At 72.8% G+C, this 22,630-nt stretch carries 24 protein-coding genes; 16 read left to right on the top strand and 8 right to left on the bottom strand.

The genetic code is table 11. The annotated features are described in order from the left end of the window. Window positions 1-29: 29 nt before the first annotated feature. Complete coding sequence (locus tag ACFYZ4_RS26775; protein ID WP_390785024.1) at window positions 30-791, top strand: PIG-L deacetylase family protein; 762 nt, start codon at window positions 30-32, stop codon at window positions 789-791. Window positions 792-878: 87 nt separating this feature from the next. After that, entirely contained in the window at window positions 879-1,712 is an 834-nt protein-coding gene (locus tag ACFYZ4_RS26780; RefSeq protein WP_390785025.1) for an enoyl-CoA hydratase/isomerase family protein, read from the top strand. Here ACFYZ4_RS26780 and ACFYZ4_RS26785 read toward each other — a convergent pair. From ACFYZ4_RS26785 to ACFYZ4_RS26795, 3 genes are read right to left on the bottom strand one after another with little or no spacing between them, the layout of a single operon-like run. Next, the gene (locus tag ACFYZ4_RS26785) at window positions 1,699-2,502 is read right to left on the bottom strand and encodes a hypothetical protein (protein ID WP_390785026.1); all 804 of its coding nucleotides are present in this window, start codon (window positions 2,500-2,502) and stop codon (window positions 1,699-1,701) included. The two genes, ACFYZ4_RS26780 and ACFYZ4_RS26785, sit on opposite strands and share 14 nt — an antisense overlap. 39 nt (window positions 2,503-2,541) lie before the next feature. Further along, complete coding sequence (locus ACFYZ4_RS26790; protein ID WP_390785027.1) at window positions 2,542-3,441, bottom strand: SDR family oxidoreductase; 900 nt, start codon at window positions 3,439-3,441, stop codon at window positions 2,542-2,544. 49 nt (window positions 3,442-3,490) lie between these two features. Beyond that, window positions 3,491-4,642 carry a hypothetical protein gene (locus ACFYZ4_RS26795; protein WP_390785028.1) on the bottom strand — a complete coding sequence of 384 codons (1,152 nt, stop codon included), beginning with the start codon at window positions 4,640-4,642 and terminating at the stop codon, window positions 3,491-3,493. A 223-nt stretch (window positions 4,643-4,865) separates the two neighbouring features. Between ACFYZ4_RS26795 and ACFYZ4_RS26800 the strand changes: the two genes are divergently transcribed. From ACFYZ4_RS26800 to ACFYZ4_RS26840, 9 genes are all read left to right on the top strand, one after another. Next, a complete protein-coding gene (locus ACFYZ4_RS26800; RefSeq protein ID WP_351295854.1) occupies window positions 4,866-5,840 on the top strand; it encodes an NADPH:quinone oxidoreductase family protein in 975 nt (324 codons plus the stop codon). Further along, the gene (locus tag ACFYZ4_RS26805; protein WP_390785029.1) at window positions 5,837-7,036 is read left to right on the top strand and encodes an acyl-CoA dehydrogenase family protein; all 1,200 of its coding nucleotides are present in this window, start codon (window positions 5,837-5,839) and stop codon (window positions 7,034-7,036) included. Before ACFYZ4_RS26800 ends, ACFYZ4_RS26805 begins: the two co-directional genes overlap by 4 nt. After that, window positions 7,033-8,229, top strand: a complete 1,197-nt coding sequence (locus ACFYZ4_RS26810; protein WP_390785030.1) for an acyl-CoA dehydrogenase family protein — start codon at window positions 7,033-7,035, stop codon at window positions 8,227-8,229. The genes ACFYZ4_RS26805 and ACFYZ4_RS26810 overlap by 4 nt, the downstream gene beginning before the upstream one ends. Window positions 8,230-8,403: 174 nt before the next feature. Next, window positions 8,404-9,012 (top strand): hypothetical protein, encoded by a 609-nt coding sequence (locus tag ACFYZ4_RS26815; RefSeq protein WP_351585230.1) that lies wholly within the window; start codon window positions 8,404-8,406, stop codon window positions 9,010-9,012. Between the two features lie 96 nt (window positions 9,013-9,108). After that, entirely contained in the window at window positions 9,109-9,378 is a 270-nt protein-coding gene (locus ACFYZ4_RS26820) for a TRIC cation channel family protein (protein WP_390785070.1), read from the top strand. A gap of 16 nt (window positions 9,379-9,394) precedes the next feature. Further along, window positions 9,395-9,934 carry a GNAT family N-acetyltransferase gene (locus tag ACFYZ4_RS26825; protein ID WP_351295866.1) on the top strand — a complete coding sequence of 180 codons (540 nt, stop codon included), beginning with the start codon at window positions 9,395-9,397 and terminating at the stop codon, window positions 9,932-9,934. A gap of 59 nt (window positions 9,935-9,993) precedes the next feature. Next, complete coding sequence (locus tag ACFYZ4_RS26830; RefSeq protein ID WP_351295869.1) at window positions 9,994-10,365, top strand: tyrosinase family oxidase copper chaperone; 372 nt, start codon at window positions 9,994-9,996, stop codon at window positions 10,363-10,365. A gap of 31 nt (window positions 10,366-10,396) precedes the next feature. After that, entirely contained in the window at window positions 10,397-11,260 is an 864-nt protein-coding gene (locus tag ACFYZ4_RS26835) for a tyrosinase family protein (protein ID WP_351295872.1), read from the top strand. Between the two features lie 418 nt (window positions 11,261-11,678). Then, on the top strand, window positions 11,679-11,837 hold the full coding sequence (locus tag ACFYZ4_RS26840; protein WP_390785031.1) for an HAD-IA family hydrolase: 159 nt from the start codon (window positions 11,679-11,681) through the stop codon (window positions 11,835-11,837). A 47-nt stretch (window positions 11,838-11,884) separates the two neighbouring features. Here the strand turns inward: ACFYZ4_RS26840 and ACFYZ4_RS26845 are convergent, their stop codons facing one another. Continuing rightward, a complete protein-coding gene (locus ACFYZ4_RS26845; protein ID WP_351295878.1) occupies window positions 11,885-12,172 on the bottom strand; it encodes a chaplin in 288 nt (95 codons plus the stop codon). Window positions 12,173-12,267: 95 nt separating this feature from the next. Beyond that, window positions 12,268-12,594, bottom strand: a complete 327-nt coding sequence (locus ACFYZ4_RS26850) for a hypothetical protein (RefSeq protein WP_351295881.1) — start codon at window positions 12,592-12,594, stop codon at window positions 12,268-12,270. Between the two features lie 99 nt (window positions 12,595-12,693). Here ACFYZ4_RS26850 and ACFYZ4_RS26855 point away from each other — a divergent pair, with 99 nt between their 5' ends. Continuing rightward, window positions 12,694-14,175, top strand: coding sequence for a carboxylesterase family protein (locus tag ACFYZ4_RS26855; protein ID WP_351295884.1), 1,482 nt, complete (start codon window positions 12,694-12,696; stop codon window positions 14,173-14,175). Here the strand turns inward: ACFYZ4_RS26855 and ACFYZ4_RS26860 are convergent. Then, a complete protein-coding gene (locus tag ACFYZ4_RS26860) occupies window positions 14,153-15,457 on the bottom strand; it encodes an alpha/beta hydrolase (RefSeq protein ID WP_390785032.1) in 1,305 nt (434 codons plus the stop codon). The genes ACFYZ4_RS26855 and ACFYZ4_RS26860 overlap by 23 nt on opposite strands. A 263-nt stretch (window positions 15,458-15,720) precedes the next feature. Here ACFYZ4_RS26860 and ACFYZ4_RS26865 point away from each other — a divergent pair, with 263 nt between their 5' ends. Next, window positions 15,721-16,749, top strand: coding sequence for a hypothetical protein (locus ACFYZ4_RS26865; RefSeq protein ID WP_351295887.1), 1,029 nt, complete (start codon window positions 15,721-15,723; stop codon window positions 16,747-16,749). Between the two features lie 108 nt (window positions 16,750-16,857). On the opposite strand, the gene ACFYZ4_RS26870 is transcribed toward ACFYZ4_RS26865, so the two are convergent. After that, window positions 16,858-17,544: a GNAT family protein gene (locus ACFYZ4_RS26870; RefSeq protein ID WP_351295890.1), complete on the bottom strand. Its 687-nt coding sequence runs from the start codon at window positions 17,542-17,544 to the stop codon at window positions 16,858-16,860. A gap of 140 nt (window positions 17,545-17,684) precedes the next feature. On the opposite strand from ACFYZ4_RS26870, the gene ACFYZ4_RS26875 reads away from it, so the two are divergent. The 3 genes from ACFYZ4_RS26875 (at window position 17,685) to ACFYZ4_RS26885 (ending at window position 20,732) form a co-directional block, all read left to right on the top strand. Further along, window positions 17,685-18,485 carry an alpha/beta fold hydrolase gene (locus ACFYZ4_RS26875; protein ID WP_351295893.1) on the top strand — a complete coding sequence of 267 codons (801 nt, stop codon included), beginning with the start codon at window positions 17,685-17,687 and terminating at the stop codon, window positions 18,483-18,485. Between the two features lie 57 nt (window positions 18,486-18,542). Then, entirely contained in the window at window positions 18,543-19,211 is a 669-nt protein-coding gene (locus ACFYZ4_RS26880; protein ID WP_351295896.1) for a (2Fe-2S)-binding protein, read from the top strand. Between the two features lie 108 nt (window positions 19,212-19,319). After that, window positions 19,320-20,732, top strand: a complete 1,413-nt coding sequence (locus tag ACFYZ4_RS26885; RefSeq protein WP_351295899.1) for an alpha/beta hydrolase — start codon at window positions 19,320-19,322, stop codon at window positions 20,730-20,732. 10 nt (window positions 20,733-20,742) lie between these two features. Here the strand turns inward: ACFYZ4_RS26885 and ACFYZ4_RS26890 are convergent, their stop codons facing one another. After that, on the bottom strand, window positions 20,743-22,518 hold the full coding sequence (locus ACFYZ4_RS26890; RefSeq protein ID WP_351295934.1) for a S8 family serine peptidase: 1,776 nt from the start codon (window positions 22,516-22,518) through the stop codon (window positions 20,743-20,745). Between the last annotated feature and the right edge of the window lie 112 nt (window positions 22,519-22,630).

Raw genomic sequence — 22,630 nt, forward strand, 5'->3', positions numbered from 1 at the left:
GCGGGGGCCGGATCTCCTAGGCTGTGATCATGACCGAACAACCTGATCAGCAGGGTGCCTTGCAGCCCATGCCCACCGACTGGCGGCGTGCTCTCGCCGTGGTGGCCCATCCCGACGACCTGGAGTACGGGTGCGCGGCGGCCGTCGCGGACTGGACGGACGGGGGGCGGGAGGTCGTCTACCTCCTCGCCACGCGTGGTGAGGCGGGCATCGACAGCATCGCCCCCGCCGACTGCGGTCCGCTGCGGGAGGCGGAGCAGCGGGCGAGCGCCGCGGTCGTCGGCGTGTCCGAGGTGGAGTTCCTGGACTACCGCGACGGCGTCGTCGAGTACGGGCTCGATCTGCGCCGGGACATCGCCGCGGCCATCCGGCGGCACCGGCCCGAGCTGATCGTCACCCTCAACCACCGTGACACGTGGGGCGGCGCGCAGGGCGGCGGCTTCTGGAACACCCCCGACCACAAGGCCGTCGGCCGCGCCGTCCTGGACGCGGCCGGGGACGCCGGGAACCGCTGGATCTTCCCCGAGCTCATCGAGCAGGGCCTGGAGCCGTGGAGCGGCGTGCGCTGGGTCGCGGTGGCCGGTTCCAGCACCCCGACGCACGCGGCCGACGCCGGTCCCGGGCTGGAGCGATCGGTGAAGTCCCTGCTGGAGCACAAGGCGTACATCGAGGTGCTCACGGACCAGGACCCGGAGGAGTACGTCCGTACCTTCCTCGCCGGGAACGCCCAGCAGGCGGCGGCCCGCTTCGGCGGCCGTCCGGCCGTGCCCTTCGAGGTCTTCCCCCGCTGACCCGTCCCCCCTAGTCTGACGGACCGTCAAGTCATTGGGGCGTCAGTTCGTCAGTTCGTCAGCCATCGGCCGGGGGTGCGGGACACGGTGATCGACACCATCTCCACGGAGATCGCGGAGGGTGAGGAGCGGATCCGGCTGGAGGTCGCGGACGGCCTCGCGGTCCTCACCCTCTGCCGCCCGGACAAGCTCAACGGCTGGAGCTGGGAGTCCACCCGCCAGCTGGGGCTGCTCGCGGACCGGATCCGCTTCGACACGTCCGTCCGGGCGGTGCTGCTGCAGGCCGAGGGCCGGGCCTTCTGCGCGGGCATCGACGTGACCGCCCCCGGCGGTGCCATCACGGGCGGATCCGCCGCCGAGCGCACCCGGAACTACTACGAGGGCATCCGCTGGGTGCACGAGCGCTTCGCGGTCCTCGCCCGCCTCCCGCAGCCGGTGGTGGCCGCCGTCCAGGGCTACTGCCTCGGCTTCGGCTTCGAACTCGCCCTGATGGCCGACATCCGGGTCGCCGCCGAGGACGCCGTCTTCGCCCTGCCCGAAGCCGGGTTGGGCGTGGCGGTGGACGCGGGCGGAGACCTCCGCATCGCCCGCGAGGCCGGGGCGGGCTGGGCCAAGTACCTGGCCCTGACCGGCCGCCGGATCGACGCGGCGACGGCGCACCGGCTGAACCTGGTCCAACTGCTCGTCCCCGGCGAGGAGCTGGAGCTGGCCTCCCGCGCCCTGGCCGCGGAGATCGCCGCGAACGCGCCCCTCGCCGTCCAGGGCATCAAGCGCGCGGTCGACGCGTACGCCGACGCCGCCCTGCCCGCGGCCCTCGACCGGGTGGCGATGACCGCGGCCCTCACCCTCACCTCGGACGACTGCCGCGAGGGCTACGGCGCCAAGGCGGCCCGCCGGCCCCCGCGCTTCAGCGGAGGCTGAGCACCGGCCGGGTCGAGAAGTCCTCGTACATGCCCTCGCCCTCCGGCCCGTACACGAACTCGGCCATGTACGGATTGCGGTTGGCGGTGGCCAGCGGCAGCCAGCCGAGCAGGTCGCCGTACCCACCGCAGACGGCCTCGCCGCCGTCGCCCCCGTGCACCGCGGCCGGGTCCCCGCTCAGCTCCGTGCCGTAGCTGTCGTAGGCGATGTGGAGCCCGAAGGCGTTCGGTTCGTGCCGCACGCCGCCGCTGCCCCCGTACGACGGCTCGTCCAGGGGGCACTCGTTCCCCCACCGGAACAGGGTGCCCGCCCCGGCCCCGCACGCGTGCTCCCACTCGTCGGCACTCGGCATCCGCAGCCCGCGCACCGCGAGGGCGTCCGGCATGCCGGACGGGTGGTCGCTCAGGGCCTCGGCCTCCACGGCCATGAGGACGGTATCCAGCGTCACGGTGCGCAGCGGGCTGAGCACGTCGGCGAGATAGGACTTCAGGTCGGGGTGACCGTACCCGTACCCCTCGTCCACGCTCTCCGCGTAGTCGGCGTTCTGCGCGGGCGTCGCCGCGAAGGCGTCCGCGTCGAACCCCAGCCGCACCGTCCCGCCGGGTATGAGGGCGAACTCCAGCCCCTCGCGCTCGATGCGGACGCGGTGCAGCGCGCCGCCCAGGTGTTCGACGGCGTCGAGCAGCACCACCCGGCCGCCCACCTGCGCGGCGGCCTCGTGGGCGATGCGTCCGGCGGCGGCCGGGTCGAGCGAACGCCAGCGGTCGAAAGTCAGATCGGCGAGAGACATGATCCGATCCTCGCACCGGCCACTGACAATCCGCGTCGCTCAGGGGATGAACGGGCCGCGCCCCAGTTGCTCCCGCACCGGGACGACCGCCGGATTGACCACCGAGCGGCGCTGCCAGTTCGCACCGTCGACCACCAGCGTGTGGCCGGAGACGAAGCGGGCGTAGGGCGAGGCCAGGAAGGTGGCGGCCCAGCCCAGTTCCCGAGGGGCGCCGACCCGCAGCGCGGGCTGCCGGGCGTCCTTCGAGTCGGGCGCGGCCCGCTCCAGGCCGCCGCGGATGTCCTCGGTCATGTCGGCGTGCGGGAACAGCCCCGGCACCAGGCCGTTGATCCGGATGCCGTACGGGCCCCACTCGACGGCGAGGGTCTCCACCAGGTTCTTCACCCCGGCCTTGGCGGCGGCGCTGTGGGCGAAGCCGGGCCCGCCCGTCCAGGCGTACGAGGCGCCGATGTTCACGATCGAACCGGGGGTGCCCGCGGCGAGGTGGCGGCGGCCGAACTCGCGGGTCACGAACCAGGTCCCGGTCAGGGTGATGTCCACCACCGCCCGCCAGGCGTTCGGCGACAGGTCCTCCGCGGGGGACGGGAAGTTCGCGGCCGCGTTGTTGACCAGGACGTCCGGTGGCCCGAGCGCCGCCTCGGCCGCGTCGAACACCTCCGCGATCCGCTCGGGATCCCTGATGTCGCACACCGCGGCCGTCACCCGGCCCGCGCCGGGTACGGCCGCCAGCTCCTCCTGTGCCGCCTTCAGCTGCTCGGAGCGCCGGCCGGCGATCACCAGATCGGCTCCGAGCCGCGCGAACTCGGTGGCGATGGCCTTGCCCAGCCCGGTGCCGCCGCCGGTCACGAGGACCACCTGCCCCGCGTACGTACCGGGGGGCAGGGCGGCGGCACCGAGCGGCGGGGGCGCGGGCAGGCCGCGCGGGATCTCGTCCGTCATGGGGCATCGATAGCGCGCGGGCGCCGAGATCACCATGCCCCGGACAGGATCAGCTCTTCGGCGCGTACGCCTGCCTGCTCGCGCAGGTCCAGATCACGGCGCTGCTCGCCCCGGTCTCCCGGTCGCTGACGGTGCCGCCGACGCGGTCGTCGTCGGTGGCGGCGAAGGCGCGGGTGCGCGGCACGGCGCCCGGGGCGCCCGTCGGGAAGGGGAGCGCCAGCGGAGCACCCTTCCCGGGCCAGTAGACGGCCTGGAAGTAGCTGGGCCAGCTCTCCTCGAAGGTGGTGGCGGTGCCGACGGCCACGTTCGTGGTGGGGCTGCTGCCCGAGAGCTCCAGGTCGCGGTAGCCGTTCAGCCGGCCCGGGTCGGCGGGCAGGGCGTCGTACGGCTTCTTCCAGACGGCCGGGGTCAGCTTCGGGTCGTTGCGGTAGTAGTAGTCCTCCAGGCCGACGACGCGGCCGCGGTCGTCGATGTCCCTGCCGATCGTGGAGTACGAGTAGTGGTAGCCGTTCCACACCTGGAGGCTGTACGGCGGGTAGCCGCCGCCGGCCGGCCAGACCACCGGGAAGGTCTTGGTGACCATGATGTCGTTCTCGGCGTCGAAGTAGGAGCCGGTGGCCGTGCCGACGATGTCGCCCCGCTTGTTGATGCCGTTCAGCGAGGTGATCCGGGTGCCGGGGATCTCGCCCGCGGGAACCGGCAGTTCGCGCACCACCTTGCCGTTCACCCACTCCTTGGCGACGCCCCCGTCGGCGTACACGACCCGCCCCGACTCGTTGACGTCGACGTCGACGGCGCCCCCCTCCAGGGCGGGCGCGGTGAGCGGCTCGGAGGTGGCGGAGCCCAGCCGGTGGGTGAAGGCGGCCCTGGACCGGTCCGAGTCGCGGGTGGCGATGCCCACCATCAGCCCCTTGGCGCTGACGGCCTTGACGCTGCCCCGGTCGAAGCCCGCGGGCAGCGGAACGGCGTGGACCGTGTGCTCGGCGCCGGTCCAGTAGGCGGGTCGGTCGCCGCTGTCGCCGACCACGAGCCCACCGGTGCCGAAGCCCGCCACGGCGCCTCCGCTCACCCCCGGCAGGGAGGGGAGCAGCTCGATGGCGGGGCTGCACGCGGCGGCGGAGGCCGCGGCGGCCGGTCCGGCGGCGGTGATCAGCCCTGCGAGGACGGCTGCGGCCCCCGCCGCGGCCGTCACGCTTCTCATCCCGATTCTGTTCACGGTGCGAGTCCCCCCGATGGTGCGGGTCATATGCCCTGCGGCAGCTGCCTGTTGACCGATGTCGATCACTCTTGATCTACGGGACACATGCTGCACGACAAACAGGCCCCCTGCACACACCTTCGGAGGCGATGGGTTCACAGAAGGGCAAGCGACCGCTTAGTATGCGCGCGGAGCGTGATTCCTCGACGGCGGCTGGAGGCCCCGGATGCAGGCATGGCGAGTACATACCCCCGGTGAGCCCCGTGAGGCCATGCGCCTCGAAGAGGTTCCCGAGCCGGTACCCGGCGAGGGCGAGGTGAGGCTCAAAGTGCTCGCGGCGAACGTCAACTTCCCCGACGCGCTGCTCGTCCGCGGGCAGTACCAGATCCGGCCCCCGCTGCCCTTCACCCCCGGTGTCGAGATCTGCGGCGAGACCGAGGACGGCCGCCGCGTCATCGCCAACCCGAGCCTGCCGCACGGCGGTTTCGCCGAGTACGTCACCGCGCCCGCACGCGCCCTGCTCCCGGCCCCGGACACCCTCGACGACGCCGAGGCGGCCGCCCTGCACATCGGCTACCAGACCGGTTGGTTCGGCCTGCACCGCCGCGCCCGCCTGCAGAGCGGCGAGACCCTCCTCGTGCACGCCGCCGCCGGCGGGGTCGGCAGCGCCGCCGTCCAGCTCGGCAAGGCCGCCGGGGCCACCGTCATCGGGGTGGTCGGAGGCAAGGCCAAGGCCCGAACCGCCGAAGAGCTCGGCTGCGACCTGGTGATCGACCGCACGGCGGAGGACCTCGTCGCCCGCGTCAAGGAGTTCACCGGCGGCCGCGGCGCCGACGTCGTCTACGACCCGGTCGGCGGCGACTCCTACACCGCCTCCGCCAAATGCGTGGCCTTCGAGGGCCGCATCGTCGTCGTCGGCTTCGCGAGCGGCACCATCCCGGCCCCCGCGCTCAACCACGCACTGGTGAAGAACTACGCCATCCTCGGCCTGCACTGGGGGCTCTACGCCACCAAGGAGCCCGCCGCCATCCTCGCCTGCCACACCGAGCTCACCCGCCTCGCCGCCGAGGGCGCCGTGAAACCGCTGGTCAGCGAACGGGTTCCGCTCGCCGCGGCCGCCGACGCCGTGCAGCGCCTCGCCGACGGGACCACCACCGGCCGGCTGGTCGTCGTACCGGCACAGGACGGGGGCCCGCGATGACCGCCGCGGCCCCCACCGCCGAGGACCTGTGCGCCCGGGTACGGGACCTGCTCGCCGCCCACCCGCCCGGGGACACCGCCCGCACCGACTTCCTGCGCGCCCGCTTCGACGCCGGACTCGCCTGGGTCCACTACCCGGTGGGCCTCGGCGGCCTCGGCGCACCCCGCACCCTCCAGGCCGTCGTCGACGCAGAGCTGGAAGCCGCCGGCGCCCCCGACAACGACCCGCGCCGGATCGGCATCGGCCTCGGCATGGCCGCGCCCACGATCCTCGCGTACGGCACGGAGGAACAGAAGAACCGCTTCCTGCGCCCCCTGTGGGTCGGCGAGGAGGTCTGGTGCCAGCTCTTCAGCGAGCCCGGCGCCGGATCCGACCTCGCCGCGCTCGGCACCCGCGCGGTCCGCGAGACGGGCTCCGGCGACTGGATCGTGGACGGCCAGAAGGTGTGGACCTCCAGCGCCCACACCGCCCGCTGGGCCATCCTGATCGCCCGCACCGACCCCGGACTCCCCAAGCACCAGGGCATCACCTACTTCCTCTGCGACATGCACGCCCCCGGTGTCGAGGTCCGGCCGCTGCGCCAGATCACCGGCGAGGCGGAGTTCAACGAGGTCTTCCTCACCGGTGTCCGGATCCCCGACAGCCACCGCCTGGGCGCGGTGGGCGAGGGCTGGGCCGTCGCCCGCACCACCCTGATGAACGAACGCGTCTCCATCGGCGGCATGCGCATCCCGCGCGAGGGCGGCATGATCGCACCGGTCGCCGCCGCCTGGCGCGAGCGCCCCGCACTGCGCACCCACGCCCTCCACCAGCGGCTGCTGGAACTGTGGGTCGAGGCCGAGGTCGCCCGCCTCACCGGGGAACGGCTGCGCCAGCAACTCGCCGCCGGACAGCCCGGCCCCGAGGGATCGGGCATGAAGCTCACCTTCGCCCGGCTCAACCAGGAGATCAGCGGACTGGAGGTCGAACTCCTCGGCGAGGAGGGCCTCCTGTACGAGGACTGGACCATGCGCCGGCCCGAGCTGGTCGACTTCACCGGCCGCGACGCCGGCTACCGCTACCTGCGCGCCAAGGGCAACAGCATCGAGGGCGGCACCAGCGAAATCCTCCTCAACATCGTCGCCGAACGCGTCCTCGGCCTGCCCCCCGAGCCGCGCGACGACAAGGACATCGCGTGGAAGGACCTCTCCCGATGAACACGCAGCCGACGCCGACAACGCCGACAACGCCGACAACGCAGCCAACGCGGTCAACGCAGTCGACGAGTCCGACCCGGCCGACACCGGCCGCGCCGACCGACCTGCTCTACTCCGAGACCGAGGAGGAGCTCCGCTCCGCCGTACGGTCCCTCCTCGCCGACCGCTGCGACGCGAAGGGCGTCCTCGCCCGGGCCGAGACCGGCCGGCCGCACGACCCGGCGCTGTGGAACACCCTCGCCGTCGGGATCGGTGCCGCCGGGCTCCTCGTACCCGAGAAGCTCGGGGGACAGGGCGCGAGCCACCGCGAGGCGGCCGTGGTCCTGGAGGAGCTGGGCCGGGCCGTGGCGCCCGTCCCGTACCTGACGAGCTCCGTGCTCGCCACGGAGATCCTGCTCGGCTGCGACACCGCGGAGGCCACCCCGCTGCTGCGGGAGCTGGCCTCCGGACAGACGGTGTGCGTACCGGCCGTGCCGCTGACCCTCGCCCCCGGGGCGCCCCTCCCGCCCGCGGTCCGGGACTCCGGCGGCGGCGCGCTGACCGGCACCGTCACCTCCGTCGCGGACGCGGTGGCCGCCGACGTCCTGCTGGTCCTCGCCGACACGGGGCTGTACGCCGTCCCCGCCGCCTCCGCCGAGCTGACCGCGCGGGTCCCGCTGGACCTGACCCGCCCGCTCGCCACCGTCACCCTGCGGTCGGCCGCCGGCACCCGCCTCGCCGACGCGGCCACAGCCCGGGCGGCCGTGGCCGGAGCGCTGCTCTCGGGGGCCGGACTGCTCGCCTCCGAGCAGCTCGGGCTGGCCGAATGGTGCCTGACGGAGACCGTCGGGCACGTCCGCACCCGCCACCAGTTCAACCGGCCCGTCGGATCCTTCCAGGCCCTCAAGCACCGCCTGGCCCGGCTCTGGCTCGACGTGGCCTCCGCGCGTGCGGCGGCCAGAGCCGCGGCCGACGCCCTCGCCACCGAGGCCCCCGACGCGCCACTCACCGTCGCCGTCGCCCAGGCCTACTGCTCGGGCGTGGCCGTCCGCGCCGCCGAGGAGTGCGTACAGCTCCACGGCGGCATCGGCATGACCTGGGAGCACCCGGCCCACCTCTACCTCAAGCGGGCCAAGGCCGACTCCCTGGCCCTCGGCACGGCGGGCCACCACCGCGGCCTGGTCGCGGACTTCGCCGAACTGCCCGCGCCGTAGACGTACCCAGTTGGGGTCTTTGTCGTTTTCGGACAGTCCGACGGGAATTCAGGTCATTTTCCCTTGAAGGGCCTCCGTGACCGGGCCGGGGTTGCGCAGGCTGGAGCGTATCCGCGCCCCGGCCGGGGCGCGGACACCGGGACACTCAGGGGGAAAGTGATGGGGGTACGTGCGGTGAGGCGCGGATCGGCCGCCGTGGCGGCGGCCGCGGTGCTGGCCGTCGTGACGGCGGGACCGGCGGCGGGCGCCGAGCCATGGCGGCCGAGGCCGGGGACCCTGTACATCTCCGACATCCGCCTCGGGGACGGCGTCGGATGGTCCGCGCCGCCGGTCCAGCGGGGCTGGGGCTCGCGGTACAACTGCCTGCAGGACTGGTCCTGGCAGCCCCCCGAAGTGAACGTCTGGCACCGGGACTTCACCACCGCGGAGACCGCCTCCGCCCAGCAGAAGGTGGTGGTCTTCGCGACCGAGGCCGAGGCCGCCGCCTTCGCGGACACGGCCCGACGGAACTTCGCGGACTGCCCGCGCCGCCAGAACGAGCGGCCCGGCATCACCGCGACGGGATCCGACCACGGTGTGGTGAACGTGGAGGAGGGCGCCACGCTCCAGGGCATGCACACCGTCGATGCCGCCGCCCAAGAGCGCCCCTACTTCAACTACCTGTGGGGCGTGGGCCGCGACGGGGACACCGTCACCCTCGTCGAGTGGTCGAGCTACTGGGGCGCCCCACCGGTGGACGCATGGAAGAACGTCCTGCGCACTGCCGTGAACAAGCTGTACTGACAGGGGGAGGAGCAGCGCCGTCGGCCGGGACATGAGGAGAGCCCACGGGGGCGACTCCGCCGTGCGCCGTGATGCGTACCTCGTCCGCACCTTCGGCTGAGGCGGTCCCGGCCGGACGGCCGATGCGGTGGCGGCGGCGAGGTCGTCCGCGACGTGCTCTGCGGGGAGTTCCCGCCCCTGCTGCTGCGCGGGGAGGTGTACGCGACCGCCGCGCTCGCCGGCGCCGCCGCCTACCTCGGCCTGCACCGGGCCGGGGTCCCGGACACGGTCGACACCCCCGTCTCGGCCGGCCTCGTGTTCACCCTGCGCATGGCCGCGGTCTTCCTCGACCTCCACCTGCCCCGCCTGCGGCCCATCCCCGGGTGATCCCTACGCTCACCGCATGACGAAGACCATCACCGCGCTCGACACGGCCGGACTCCGCGCCCACCGCGACGAACTCGCCGCCCTCCTCCTCGCGGTGGTCGAGGGCGGCTCCTCCCTCGGTTTCCTCGCCGGCCTCGACCACGAGGGCGCCGCCGCCTGGTGGGACTCCCTGCTGCCCACCGTCGAGGACGGATCCCTCGCCCTGTGGGTCTCCCGCACCGGCGACGACGGCCGTATCGACGGCACCGTCAGCTGGTACCGGGAGTCCAAGCCCAACGGCCGCCACCGCGCCGAGCTGCGCAAGCTCATGGTCCACCCGGCCGCCCGCGGCCGGGGCACCGCCCGCGCGCTGCTCGCCGAGGCCGAGAGCGCCGCCGCCCGCGCCGGCGTGGTGCTGCTGTTCCTGGACACCGAGACGGGCAGCGGCGCCGAGCGCGTCTACCGCTCCGCGGGCTGGACGGAGGCCGGCACCATCCCCGACTACGCCACCGATCCGGCCGGCCGTCTGCACCCCACCACCCTCTACTGGAAGCGGCCCCGTAACGCTCAGGGGTGACCTCGCCCGCCGCGCGGCGTTAGACCCGTAGCCGTCGGCCACCGAGCGAGGGAGACCGTATGTCCGCTGCATCCGAGGCCGCACCACCGACCCGCCGCGCGATCCTCCGTACGGCCTTCACCGCGGCCGTGCTCGCCGGTACGGCCGCCGCCCTGGCGCCCGTCCTGCGCGCCCGGCGCCCCCGGCAGACCCTCACCCCGGCGCCGCTCGCGGAGGAGGAGACGTACCGGGGCCGGCACATCGCCGTCGACGTCGCCGGGGTCCGCATCGACGGCCGTCCGCTGCACGTCATGCGCCGGGCCGACGGCAGCTACCTCAGCGGGATCAACCACTTCCAGTCCTATGGGACGCCGATGGAACTGGCCCGGGCCGCCGTCGACGAACTCGGCACGGCCCAGCTGGCGTTCGCGGCCGCCCCGCACCACGGCTGACACACCCCACGGGAACGGGAGGAGCCCCGCGTTGCACACCCGGCAGAACCAGAAGAACCTGACCAGTGCCCAGAAGAAGCGGTTCACGACGGCGGTGCTGGAGCTGAAACGCAACGGCACCTACGACACGTTCGTGCGCACGCACGACAAGTACTTCGTGCCCGACCGCGACCGCAAGCTGCGCGTCGGGCACATGTCGCCCTCCTTCTTCCCCTGGCACCGGCTCTACCTGCTGGAGTTCGAGCGGAAGCTGCAGGAGATCGACGCGGGCGTGTCCATCCCGTACTGGGACTGGACCACCGACACCAGCCCGGTCTCCTCCCTCTGGGCCGACGACTTCCTCGGCGGCACCGGCCGGGCGACCGACCGCAAGGTGATGACCGGGCCGTTCGCCTACGACAAGGGCAACTGGACGGTGACCGTCGGCATCACGGAGTCCGCCTTCCTCACCCGCAACCTCGGCCGGCCGCAGAACCCGATCACCCTGCCCACCGCGGCCGAACTGCAGTGGGCGATCGACGACCCGGTCTACGACTCCGCGCCGTGGGATTCCACCGCCCGCGCGGGCGGCTTCCGGAACAAGCTGGAGGGCTGGGCCGCCCCCAAGAGCGAGCGCTGGCGCAACCACAACAAGGTCCACCAGTGGATCGGCGGCCACATGACGGGCGGCACGGCGCCCAACGACCCGGCCTTCTGGCTGCACCACGCCTTCGTGGACCTGATCTGGGACCGCTGGCAGCAGAAGCACCCCACCGCCGGCTACCTGCCCGCCACCCCCCTCACCCGCGGCGACCTCCAGCAGGGCCGGGTGATCTCCCTCGACGAGCCGATGCCCCCGTGGAACATCCCCCCACGCGAGATCCTCGGCCACCACACCCTCTACCGCTACGAGTGATACGGCGGGGGCGGCCTGCGAGGATTCCTTCGGTACCCGTCCCGTGGCGATCCGTCACGGGTGGAACACCACCAAGGAGTCCCGATCATGACGGTCCGCCCCTACGACGCCGTGCTCTGCGACATCGACGGCGTGCTCCGGCACTGGCCCGCTCCCGGCCCCACCGACCTCGACCACGTCCACAGACTTCCCGCGGGCACGATCGCGGCGGCCGCCTTCGCGCCGTCCCGCCTGCAGCCGGCGATCACGGGGGAGGTCACCGACGAGCAGTGGCGCGCCGCGGTGGCCGCGGACCTCGCCGACGCGTGCGGATCGGCAGACCGCGCCCGAGACGTCGTCACCGCCTGGTCCGAACTCGTGCCACGCGTCGATCAGGACGTCGTATCCCTGCTCACCAAGGTCCGCGAACGTCTACCGCATGGCCGCCGAACGGGTCGGAGCCCCGGTCCGGCGCTGCCTGTTCATCGACGACACTGCCGACAACGTCGTCGCGGCCCGCGCAGTGGGGATGACCGCCGTCCACTACCGCCGGATCGAAGACCTCGAGGACGCTCTGTCGGCCCTTCTCCCCGCGTGAAAAGGGCCCCCGCCGATCCGGCGGGGGCCCTTCAGTCGATCAGGCGATCAGTGGCCGTAGCCCTCGCCCTCGGTGTGGTGCTTGTCGCCGTGGCCCGACGCGTTGACGCAGGTGTTGCCGAACGCGGGGTTCAGCAGACCGACCACGTTCACCGTGTTGCCGCAGACGTTGACCGGGACGTGCACCGGAACCTGGAGCAGGTTGCCCGACAGGACACCGGGGGAGCCGACCGCCGCACCGTGCGCTCCGGCATCGGCTACGGCCAGACCGGCACCGGCGACCACGGCGCTACCGGTGACAGCGGTGATGGCGAATGCCTTCGCGATACGCGACATCAAGATCTCCTCGTGAGATGTGGGGCGCCGCAGAATCTGCGGCATTTGACATGGCATACAACGCAGGGGCGGCCGAGGGGTCACGGCCGCTGGGCCTACCCGGTGACGGGAAAACGCGCCGAGGCGAAGTAGGGCCGCACCTGGCTGACCTCGCCGGGCCGTAGCACCCCGACCACCCGGCCCGAGCAGCCCGGTTCCCGGTAGAGGGTCGCCGTGCCCCGGGTCCCGTTCGTGACCGCCCGGGCGCCGCCGCCCTCCGTCCCGACGCAGCCCTTCGGCGCGGTGAGCCCGTGGACCTGGTCGTCCTGGCCGACGTACTGGAACTCCGGCCCGGCCGCGGCCAGGGCCGGGCCGCCGAGGAGCGTGGCGCCCGCGAGCAGCAGGACGGGCACCGTGGTGTGGTGGATACGCAGGAATCGCATGCCCGTCCAACCTGGGCGGGCCCGGGCACGGTCACGCCTTGTCACCCGTTGGACGGCTGTGCGACCGTGCGCCCGGCACGAGGCTTACAGGAGGACGGGATGAGCACAGTGGGCGACGACGGAGCCGGCGGCGGGAGCGGGCCGAGGGTCAGGACCACGTCCGGCGTGGTCGAGGGCCTGACCGGGGCCGACGGCACCGCCGTCTTCCGGGGCATCCCGTACGCCGCCCCGCCCGTCGGCGCCCTCCGCTTCGCGGCGCCCCGGCCCCCGGCCGCCTGGGACGGCGTGCGCGAGGCCACCGCCTTCGGCCCCACCGCGCCCAAGGTGCCCTACCCGGACACCTTCGCGGCCCTGCTGCCCGACCCCGAGATCCCCGGGGACGACTGCCTCAGCGTGAACGTGTGGACCCCCGATCCCGCGCCCGGAGCCCGGCTGCCCGTCATGGTGTGGATCCACGGCGGGGCGCACACCCGCGGCTCCTCGGCCGTCCCCGTGTACGACGGCTCCGCCTTCGCCCGCGACGGGGTCGTCCTCGTCTCCTGCAACTTCCGCCTCGGCGTCCTCGGCTACGGCCTCTTCCCCGACGCCCCCGCCAACCGCGGCCTGCTCGACCAGATCGCCGCCCTGGAATGGGTCCGCGACAACATCGAGGCCTTCGGCGGAGACCCCGCCCGCGTCACCGTCTTCGGCGAATCCGCCGGAGCCATCAGCATCGGCGCCCTCCTGACCGCACCGCGCGCCACCGGGCTCTTCGCCCGGGCCGTCCTGCAGAGCGGAGCCCCCGAGGTCCTGCCGCGCGACAAGGTGCGCACCATGGTCCGGCGGATGGCCTCACTGCTCAAGGTGGACGCCACCGCCGAGGCCTTCACGGCCACCGCCCTGCCCACCCTGCTCGCCGCCCAGGCCGCCGTGCTGCGCCGCTCCGGCCCGCTCCTCGGCGGCCCCGCCTTCGGCCTGGTCGCCGATCCCGGCACGGTCCCCGGCGACCCCCTCGACGCCCTGACCGGCTCCGCCGTCTCCGCCGACGTACCCCTGCTCCTCGGATGGACCAGCGACGAGTACCGGCTCTGGCTCGCCCCCACCGGCGGGATGCGACTGCTGGACCGGCTGGGTCCGCTCGCCGTGGCGCTGGCCCGGGCCCGCGCCGGCAAGGAGCGGGCCGACGTACGGGCGCTGCGCGCCGCCCTGCCCGGGGCGGGTCCGGCCGAGCTCGCCGGCCAGCTGCTCACCGACCGGCTGCTGCGCGATCCGCTGCGCAGGCTCGCCGGGGCGCGGCGGGCGGCGCCGAGCTTCCTGTACGAGTTCGGCTGGCCCTCCGGAGTCCCGGGGCTCGGGGCCTGCCACGCCCTGGAGATCGGCTTCGTGTTCGACACGCTCGCGGCGCCGGAGGCCTCCTGGCTGGCCGGGCCGGACGCCCCGCAGGCGCTGGCCGACGAGATGCACGCGGCCTGGGTGCGGTTCGCCGTGACGGGCGACCCGGGCTGGGCGGCCTGGGACGGCAACGGCCCGCCGAAGGTGTTCGGCGGGCCGGAACCGGATCGTGCGGGGGCGTCGGTGGCTACTCGACGGGTCCTTCCATGACCTTGCTGATGAACTGGACCGGTCCCTCACCCATGTTGGGGACGTAGGTCTTGGCGTTGTGCTGGCCGCCCTTGATGACCCTCAACTCGGTGTGTATGGGTCCCTTGTTGCCGTAGGTGGCGATGAACTTCTGCACGTCCGGCAGGGTCTTCTTGTTGTTCTCGCTGTCTCCGACCTGGAAGGCCAGGTACACGTCCGGACCCTTGCTGTCGATGAGCTGCTTCGCCAGCACCTCCGGGTTGTTCTCGGCCTTCTCCTTCTCGTGGCCCTTCCACAGGGAGGAGTCCGGGACGATGTCCGGGCCGGAGGCGATCACGGCCTTGAACTTGTCCGGGTGCTTCAGCACGGCCTTCAGACCCGCGAACCCGCCGGTCGAGGAGCCCATGAAGGCCCAGCCGTCACGGGACTTGACGGTGCGGAAGTTCGCCTTCATCAGGTCCGGGACGTCCTCGGTCAGCCAGGTGCCCATCTTGGGCTGGCCGGGTATGTCGGAGCCGTCCCAGTAGATGCCCTTGTCGTCCGGCCCCGGGTTGAGCACCGGCATGGCCAGGATGAAGGGCTTGCTCTTCCCCTCGGCGTACCACTTGCCGATGCTGGTCTGCAGCCCGAGGTCGGTGCCCATCCAGTAGTTGCTGGGGTAACCGGCGCCGCCAGGGAGGGCGATCATGACCGGGAAGCCGCTCTTGGCGAACTTCGGGTCGTTGTACTCCTTGGGCGCCCAGACCCAGACCTTGCCCTTGAAGCCGGACTTCTTGCCGTCCAGCGTGGTGACGGCCACGTGGGTGCCGTCGGGCAGGGTCATCGAGTTCTTGAAGTCGGCGGCCGGACCCGTCGGCATCAGCATCTTGGAGTTCGCCGCCTGCTGCGGCGCGTCGTTCTTCTTGCCGCCGCCGCCCCCGGACGGCTGCCCGAAGGAAACGGCGGAGCCCTTGTCGGTGAAGGGGGGTATCTCGAAGTGGTTCATCACGAGCGCGGCTATGCCCGCGAGCGCGAGGACGGTGGCGCCCGCGATCGCCCAGCGCTTGCCCCGGGACTTGCGGCGCGGGGGCTCGGGCTGCTCCTGGTGGTCCTGCGGCTCGTACTCGTACTGCGGCTGCTGCCCGTAAGGAGGCTGCTGCCCGTACGGAGGCTGCGGCCGGCCGGGGGGCGGCTGCTGACCGCCGCCGGCCCCGTACGGCTGCTGTCCGTACGGCTGGCCGTACTGGTCGCCGTAGGGCGGCTGCGGGGCCTGCCCTTGCGGCCGGTACGGCTGGTACTGCTGCCCGTCGGGTGCGTACGACATGTGCGGTGGCTCTCCGGCTGGTGCTGCCCCAGAGGGGCGGGGTGGTCTGGAAGCTGGATCCTTCCGTTCGAAGGATGAACGAAAGCATGTCAGGGTTCCGCATTTTCCCTTCTCTTGGGGTGCCCTGGGGGAGGTCATTGCCTGCCGCCCACACGGCACATGGAGTTCCCCCACCCGACGCCGTACGTCCCTGGCTCATGCAGGGGCCGCTGGGTATGGTGCCCCCGCCCAGCCCCCGGACCCCCACTCCGCCCGGAGCCTCCATGACCTTGCAGCGCCGGATCCTGCTCTTCGCGACCTTGGTGCTCCTGCTCGCCGCCGTGGGCGTGGTCGCCGTCCTGCGGGCGTCGTCGCGGGCCGAGGAGAAGGACCACGCCCAGGCGGGCGGCCCGCGGATCTCGGCGGGCGCGGTCTCACTGGCCGCGGGCGAGGGCGGCCGGCGGATCGTGTTCCGGAACATGGCCTGGGGCCCGCACCGCGACGAGCTCGCCACCGTCCCGGCCGGCGCGCCCGAGGGGGCCCGCACCACGTCCGGGGTGAGCTGCCTGCGCTTCCACGCGGCCGGCGGCACCGGGATCTGCCTCCGGGCGGACCGGAGCGGGGTCCAGGACGGCTACCAGGCCGTGGTCCTCGACGCCCGCCTGAAGGAGGTGTCGGCGCATCCGCTGAACGGCGTCCCCACCCGCGCCCGCGTCTCGCCCGGCGGGCACCTCGCCGCCTGGACCGTCTTCGTCGGCGGGGACTCGTACGCGGGTACGAACTTCTCGACGCGGACCTCGGTGCTCGACCTGCGCACGGGCAGGCTCGACGCCTCGCTGGAGGACTTCACGATCCTCAAGGACGGCAAGCCGTACCGCAGCGCCGACGTGAATTTCTGGGGCGTCACCTTCGCCGCCGACGAGCGGACCTTCTACGCGACGCTGGACACCGGCGGCCGGACCCACCTGGTCCGCGGGGACGTGGGCGCGCGCACGGTGACCACCCTGCGCGAGAACGTCGAGTGCCCGTCGCTGTCGCCCGACGGGACCCGGGTGGTGTTCAAGAAGCGGGTGCCGGGCCGGCCGGCCGAGGCGCCGTGGCGGCTGTACGCACTGGACCTGGCCTCCGGCGCGGAGACCCCGCTCGGTGAGGAGCGCAGCGTCGACGACCAGGTGGTGTGGACCGACGACCGGAACGTCGTCTACGCCCTGCCGGGGGACTTCGGAGCCGACCTGTACTCCGTACCGGCCGACGGGAGCGGCGCCCCCACCCGGCTCATGGACTCGGCCCTCGCCCCGGCCTTCCTCGGATGAGGAGGCCGCGGCGAGGCCCGGGAAGGCCCACCCCCACGACCGGCCGGTGACAGGCCGGGGCCGGGGCAGGACCGTTTTTCCGTTTGTCTGTTCCGGCGTCCGTTCCGGCTAGGCCGGGATCAGCGTCTTGCGGCGCCGCTTGCGCTGCGCGCCGGCCGACAGCCTCAGCTCGATGACCGACCGCACGGCCGGCCACTCCTCGTCGAGGATCGAGTAGAAGGCGGTACTGCGGACGGCGCCGTCCAGTCCCCGCGAATGGGCCCGGCGGACCCCCTCGCAGGTGAAGCCGAGACGTTCCATCGCGGCTCTCGACCGGCCGTTGCGCGCATCGGCGCGCAGCGAGATGCGCCTCACACCCCAGGTATCGAAGGCATGGCGGAGCATGAGCAGCTTCGCCTCGGTGTTGATGCCGGTTCCCTGGGCGGCGGGGGACAGCCAGGTATTGCCGATCTCGGCGGCATCGGGGATCGCCGTCGCCGGATCGCCGAACGGGACGCCCGGCACGGCGGGCCACACCAGTGGCCCCTGCCAGTAGTCGAGTTCCAGGAAACGGGTCGAACCGACGACACGCCCGTCAGTGGCTCTGACGATGGCGAAGGGGAGCGATCGACCCGCCGCATGATCGGTGAGGGCACGGTCGATGTACTCGTGAGACGCCTGCACCCCATGGGGTACGGGGGTGAAGGCGTAAGTCGTACGATCCTCGGCCCCGGCCACGGCCAGAGCCTCGGTGTGGTGGGGGGCGAGGGGCTCGAGCCGCACGGTGCGGCCCGCGAGGTGTACGGGTACGGGCACGGAGCCTTCGGTCCTTCTGGGCGGTGGGGTGGTTGCACAGTCTGCGTCCATGACGTCGCCCCCCGTGCAAAACACGAGTGAAAGGCAACCGGCTGTCAGGTGAACGCGAGTGGCTCAATGTAGCCCCTTAATGTCCTCTCATGAACCCCCAATTTGGCAATGGTGTGACGCTGATTTTCGAGGACTTGGGTCCCCGCGACGGAGCGCCCGTAATCCTGATCCACGGACATCCCTTCAACCGCACGATGTGGGCCCCCCAGACGGCCGCGCTCACGGCCGCCGGATACCGCGTGATCGCCCCTGACCTGCGGGGATACGGGGAAAGCCCGGTCGTGCCGGGCAAGGCCCTGCTCGCCGATCTCGCCGATGATCTCGCCTCCCTCCTCGCCAGCCTGGGCATCGAACAGGTGGTCGTCGGTGGTGTGTCCATGGGCGGCCAGATCGCGATGGAGCTCCGACTGCGCCACCCGGGTCTGGTACGGGCCCTCGTACTCTCCGACACCTCGCCGGTGCCGGAGACGGACGAGGGCGCGAAGCTGCGCCGGGAGACGGCCGAACGGCTGATCGCCGAGGGCATGCGGCCGTACGCCGAGGAGGTCATGGACAAGATGCTGGCGCCCTACAACGTGACCGGCATGCCCGAGGCCGCCGCACGGGTGAGCGCCATGATGTGCGCGACCGACCCGCAGGGCGCGGCCGCCGCGCTGCGCGGCCGGGCCGAGCGCCCCGACTACCGGCCCGTGCTCGCCGAAACCGCCGAGCCCTGCCTGGTGCTGGTCGGCGCGGACGACGTCTACACCCCGGTGGCCGAGGCCGAGGCGCTGCACGCGCTGCTGCCGAACGCGGTGCTCACCGTCATCGAGGGAGCCGGTCACCTGCCCGGCGTGGAGCAGCCGGAGGCCTTCAACCGGGCGCTGCTGGAGTTCCTCGCCGGGCTCTGAGCCGACCGCCCGGGGCCCGCCCCGGCCGCCCCGGCCGCGCCTGAGATCATGGCGGGCATGGACGACGTACTGCGGCGACTGGCCGCCGTGGGGCCCTTCTTCACCGTCCCGTACGGGACGGAGCCGCCCGGGCCCGGCTTCCGGCCGCTGACGGCGCTGTACGGGGAGCGGCTGGGTCCGTACGTGGCCGAGGTGGGCCGGCGGATCGGCAGCGGCCCCGGACGGGTCGCCGCCTCGACGGCCCAGCTCGGGATCGCCTCCCGGCTGTGGTCGCTCGGGCTGGGATGCGCGGCACTGGCCGGGCGGGTGCCCGATCTGGCCGCCGACCGGGTGTGGTGGCGGCTGCCGGACGCGGGGTCGCTGGAGCTGTGGCTGCCGGAGCCCGCGGACCTGCCGGCCGAGACGCTCGGCGAGACGGTCCTGGGCAACCTGGCCGTGCTCGACGCGGGCCTGCGGGAGCGGTTCGGGGTCTCGCAGAAGGTCCTGCGGGGGAACGCGGCGTCCGGGCTCGTCGGCGCGCTGCGGGTGCTGCTCGACCGGGTGCCGGGCGGCGCGGCCGCGGCGCTGGCGGGCGCCCTGCTGGCCGAGGGCGGAGCCCTGGCGGGGACCGGCACCTTCATCCACGAGGAGGGCCTCGGGGTGGCCTTCGTGCGGCGCAGCTGCTGCCTGTACTACCAGGTGCCCGGCGGCGGGCTCTGCGGGGACTGCGTGCTGCGGACGCGGTAGGCCGTCTCGTTTCCTTTTCTTCGGATCCGGCCCGCCAGGGGGCCGTTCGGATGAGCTCAGGGTGTGGCTGGCTGCGGCGCCACCGGGGCTGCTCCTACGGTCCGCTGCATGACCGCTCCTTCATCGCACCAGCCGTCCGAGCTGTCCCGCCGCGCCGCGCTCACCGGACTCGCCGCCGGTGCGGGCTCCCTCGCCCTGGGCGGCGTCGCCCCGGCGGCGGCCGCCGAACCCCCGCCGTCCGGGTCGGCCGAACCGTCCCCCGCGGCCGCCGACCCCACGCCGGGGGCGATGAAGCTCTTCGGCGACCCGGGCTTCGACTTCGCCGGCCTGTTGGCCCTCGGCGCGGCCGGAATGCGTGCCTCCGAGGTCGGCGAGGTGCTGACCGCCGTCAACGCGATCAACGCCGCCGGGCTGTCGGAGCAGAGCTTCAGCGACACCTTCCGTTCCTGGGGCGACCAGCTCGCCGCACCGCCGGCCGCCGGCCGGGGCGGCCACGAGTCCCCCTCGCAGACCCGGCGCTTCCGCTCCCTGCGCGCCGCCCAGTACTACGCGCAGGCACTGTTCTACGTCCTCGGCACCGACCACCCCGGGGACGAGAGGGCGGTCTACCAGGCCGGACGCACGGCATGGGACACCTTCGCCGGGCTCTGCAGCCCGGCCGCCGTCCGCGCGAAGGTCCCGTACGGCCGTACGCACCTGCCGGTCTGGTTCTTCCGCCCCGACGGCCCCGAGACCGCCCGCCCGACCGTCATCCTCACCAACGGCAGCGACGGGCAGAACCTCGACATGTGGACCTACGGGGTGTCCGCGGCCCTCGACCGCGGCTGGAACGCCCTCGTCTACGACGGCCCCGGCCAGGGACAGCTGCTCTTCGTGGAGGAGATCCCCTTCACCACCAAGTGGGAGGAGGTCGTCGGCCCGATCGTCGACTGGCTGGACGGGCGCAAGGACGTGGACAGCGCACGGATCGCGCTCACCGGCCTCAGCATGGGCGGCAACCTCGTGGCCCGCGCCGCCGCCTTCGAGCACCGGCTCGCGGCGGTCGTCTGCCAGCCGGGCTGCGTCAGCCCGTGGCTCGGCTTCGACAAGGAGCTGCGCGACATCGTCACGGCCGACAAGGAGGAGACCAACCGGGTCTGGAACGAGGACGTGGTTCCGGAGCTGACCCCGCAGCTGGCCTTCACGGTCAAGAAGCGCTTCGAGATCTTCGACCGCCAGGCCCTCCTCCAGGCCCGCGCCGGGAAGGTCCTCACCGACGTCTGGACCCCGGCCCAGGTGGCCATCGGACTCGACGTCACCAAGGTCGTGCCGCGGATCAAGGCACCGGTGCTCGTCCTGGACTACGACTTCGAGACCTTCTACCCGGGCCAGCCGCGGCAGATGTACGACCTGCTCCGCTCGCGCAAGGAGTACGTGAAGATGACGGAGGCCACCGGGGCGCAGTTGCACTGCTCCCCGATGGCCCCCCAGCAGCACTGCGAGGTCGTGTTCGACTGGCTCGCGGATGTGCTCAGGTCCTAGGACCGCCTTCTCAGAAGGTCAGGTTCCAGGAGTCGATCTTGCCGGTGTCGCCACCGGCGTTGTCGTTCACCCGCAGCTTCCAGGTGCCGTTCGCGACCTCGGAGGAGGCGTTGACGGTGAAGACCTGGCTGATGTTGTCGGTGCTGCCGCCGGCCCGGTTGTGGACCGTGTAGACGGTGCCGTCCGGGGCGATCAGGTCGACCTTCAGGTCACCGATGTAGGTGTGCACGATGTTCACGCCGACCTTGAGGGTGGCCGGGGCGTTGCCGGTCACCCCGCCGACGGTGATCGGGCTCTCCACGGTGGTGTTGTCGCCGATGGCGAAGTCACCGGTGTTCTCGAAGTACTTGCCGGGCGGCGGGGTGGAGCCGACCGCCTTGAGGGCGTCGACCTGGCCTTCGCCGAAGAAGCCGTTCTTCGCCGTGGTGCCCTTGCAGCGACTGTCCGACGGGCAGGCGACGTCGTTGGCCTGGGTGGCCAGCTTGTCGCGCAGCTGCGCCGGGGTGATGCCCGGGTTGGTGCTGGCCAGCAGGGCCGCCACACCGGCGACGTGCGGGGACGCCATCGACGTGCCGCTCATCGTGCCGTACTTGCCGCCCGGCTGGGTGCTGTAGATGCCGACGGTGTCGCCGCCCGGGGCCGTCACGTCGACGACGTTCAGGCCGTAGTTGGAGTACGAGGCCTTCGCGGTGGTGCCCATCGCCGAGACCGTGACCACGCCCGGGAGCTCGGTCGGGATGTCCAGGCAGGCGTTGGTGATGGTGCGGGTGACCGGCGTCGAGTCGTTCGGGGACTCGGTGTCGGTCGTCTTGTTGGCCAGGTCGATGTTGGAGTTGCCGGCCGCCGCGACCTGCAGCGAGCCCTTGCCCTCGGCGTACTCCTGGGCGCGCTTGACGCCCTCGATGATCGCGGCCTGGTCGGCGTTGTCCGGGCAGTTGAACTGCCACGGGTCCGTGTAGTAGCTGTTGTTGGTGACCTTGAAGCCGTGGTCACCGGCCCACATGAAGCCGCAGACCGTGTTCTCGGCGAAGAAGAGCGAAGAACCGGGCTCGGCGATGCGCACCGAGGAGATCTTCACGCCCGGGGCCACGCCGATGACGCCCTTGCCGTTCTTGGCGGCCGCGACCGTACCGGCCACGTGCGTGCCGTGGGTGCCGACGTCCCGCCAGGCGCCCGAACGGGTGTCCGGCTTGCCGTACGCGCAGGACGCGGAGTCCGCCGCGTTGAAGTTCGGGGCCAGGTCCTGGTGCTGGTCGTCCACACCGGTGTCCAGGATGCCGACCTTGACGGAGGCGGAGCCGGTGGTGACGGCCCAGGCCTGGTCGGCCTTGATCTGCGTCATGTCGGCGCGGACCGGCTCGCCCGAAGGCGTCGTGGACTGCGCCGGGTTGGCGGGCAGCGCCGGGTTGTAGGCATCCGCGGGGACGTCCGAGGTGCGGGTGGCGCCGACCTGCTGGACGCCGCTGACACCGCGCATGGTGGTGGCGAAGGTGCCGGACGCGGAGTGGGCGACGATCACGCCGATCGCGTCGTAGTACTGGAACACCGTGCCGCCGTTGGCGGTGACGGCATTGCGCACCGCCGTGGTGTCACCGGGGGCGGTGATCACGAGGTAGGCACGGGTGCCGGCAACCCAGGTCGCACTCTGGGAAGTCGGGGCCGCGGCCTGGGGTGCCGCCGCCGCGGGGGCGGAGGCGGGGGAGCCGGAGGGAGAGACGGGGGCGGTGCCGGCGAGCGCGGCGGGTGCCCCGAAGGCCAGCGCCGCGCCGAGCGTGGCGGCCAGCACGAGGGTACGTCGAGGTCGGCTGGATATGTGGGGTATCAATGCGTCCTCCGAAGACCCGGTGGTCATGCCGGGTCGTACGAAACAAGTGGTGGACGCAAGATGTCATGCACGC

It is taken from the genome of Streptomyces sp. NPDC001513, assembly GCF_042894695.1.
Classification (GTDB): Bacteria; Actinomycetota; Actinomycetes; order Streptomycetales; family Streptomycetaceae; genus Streptomyces.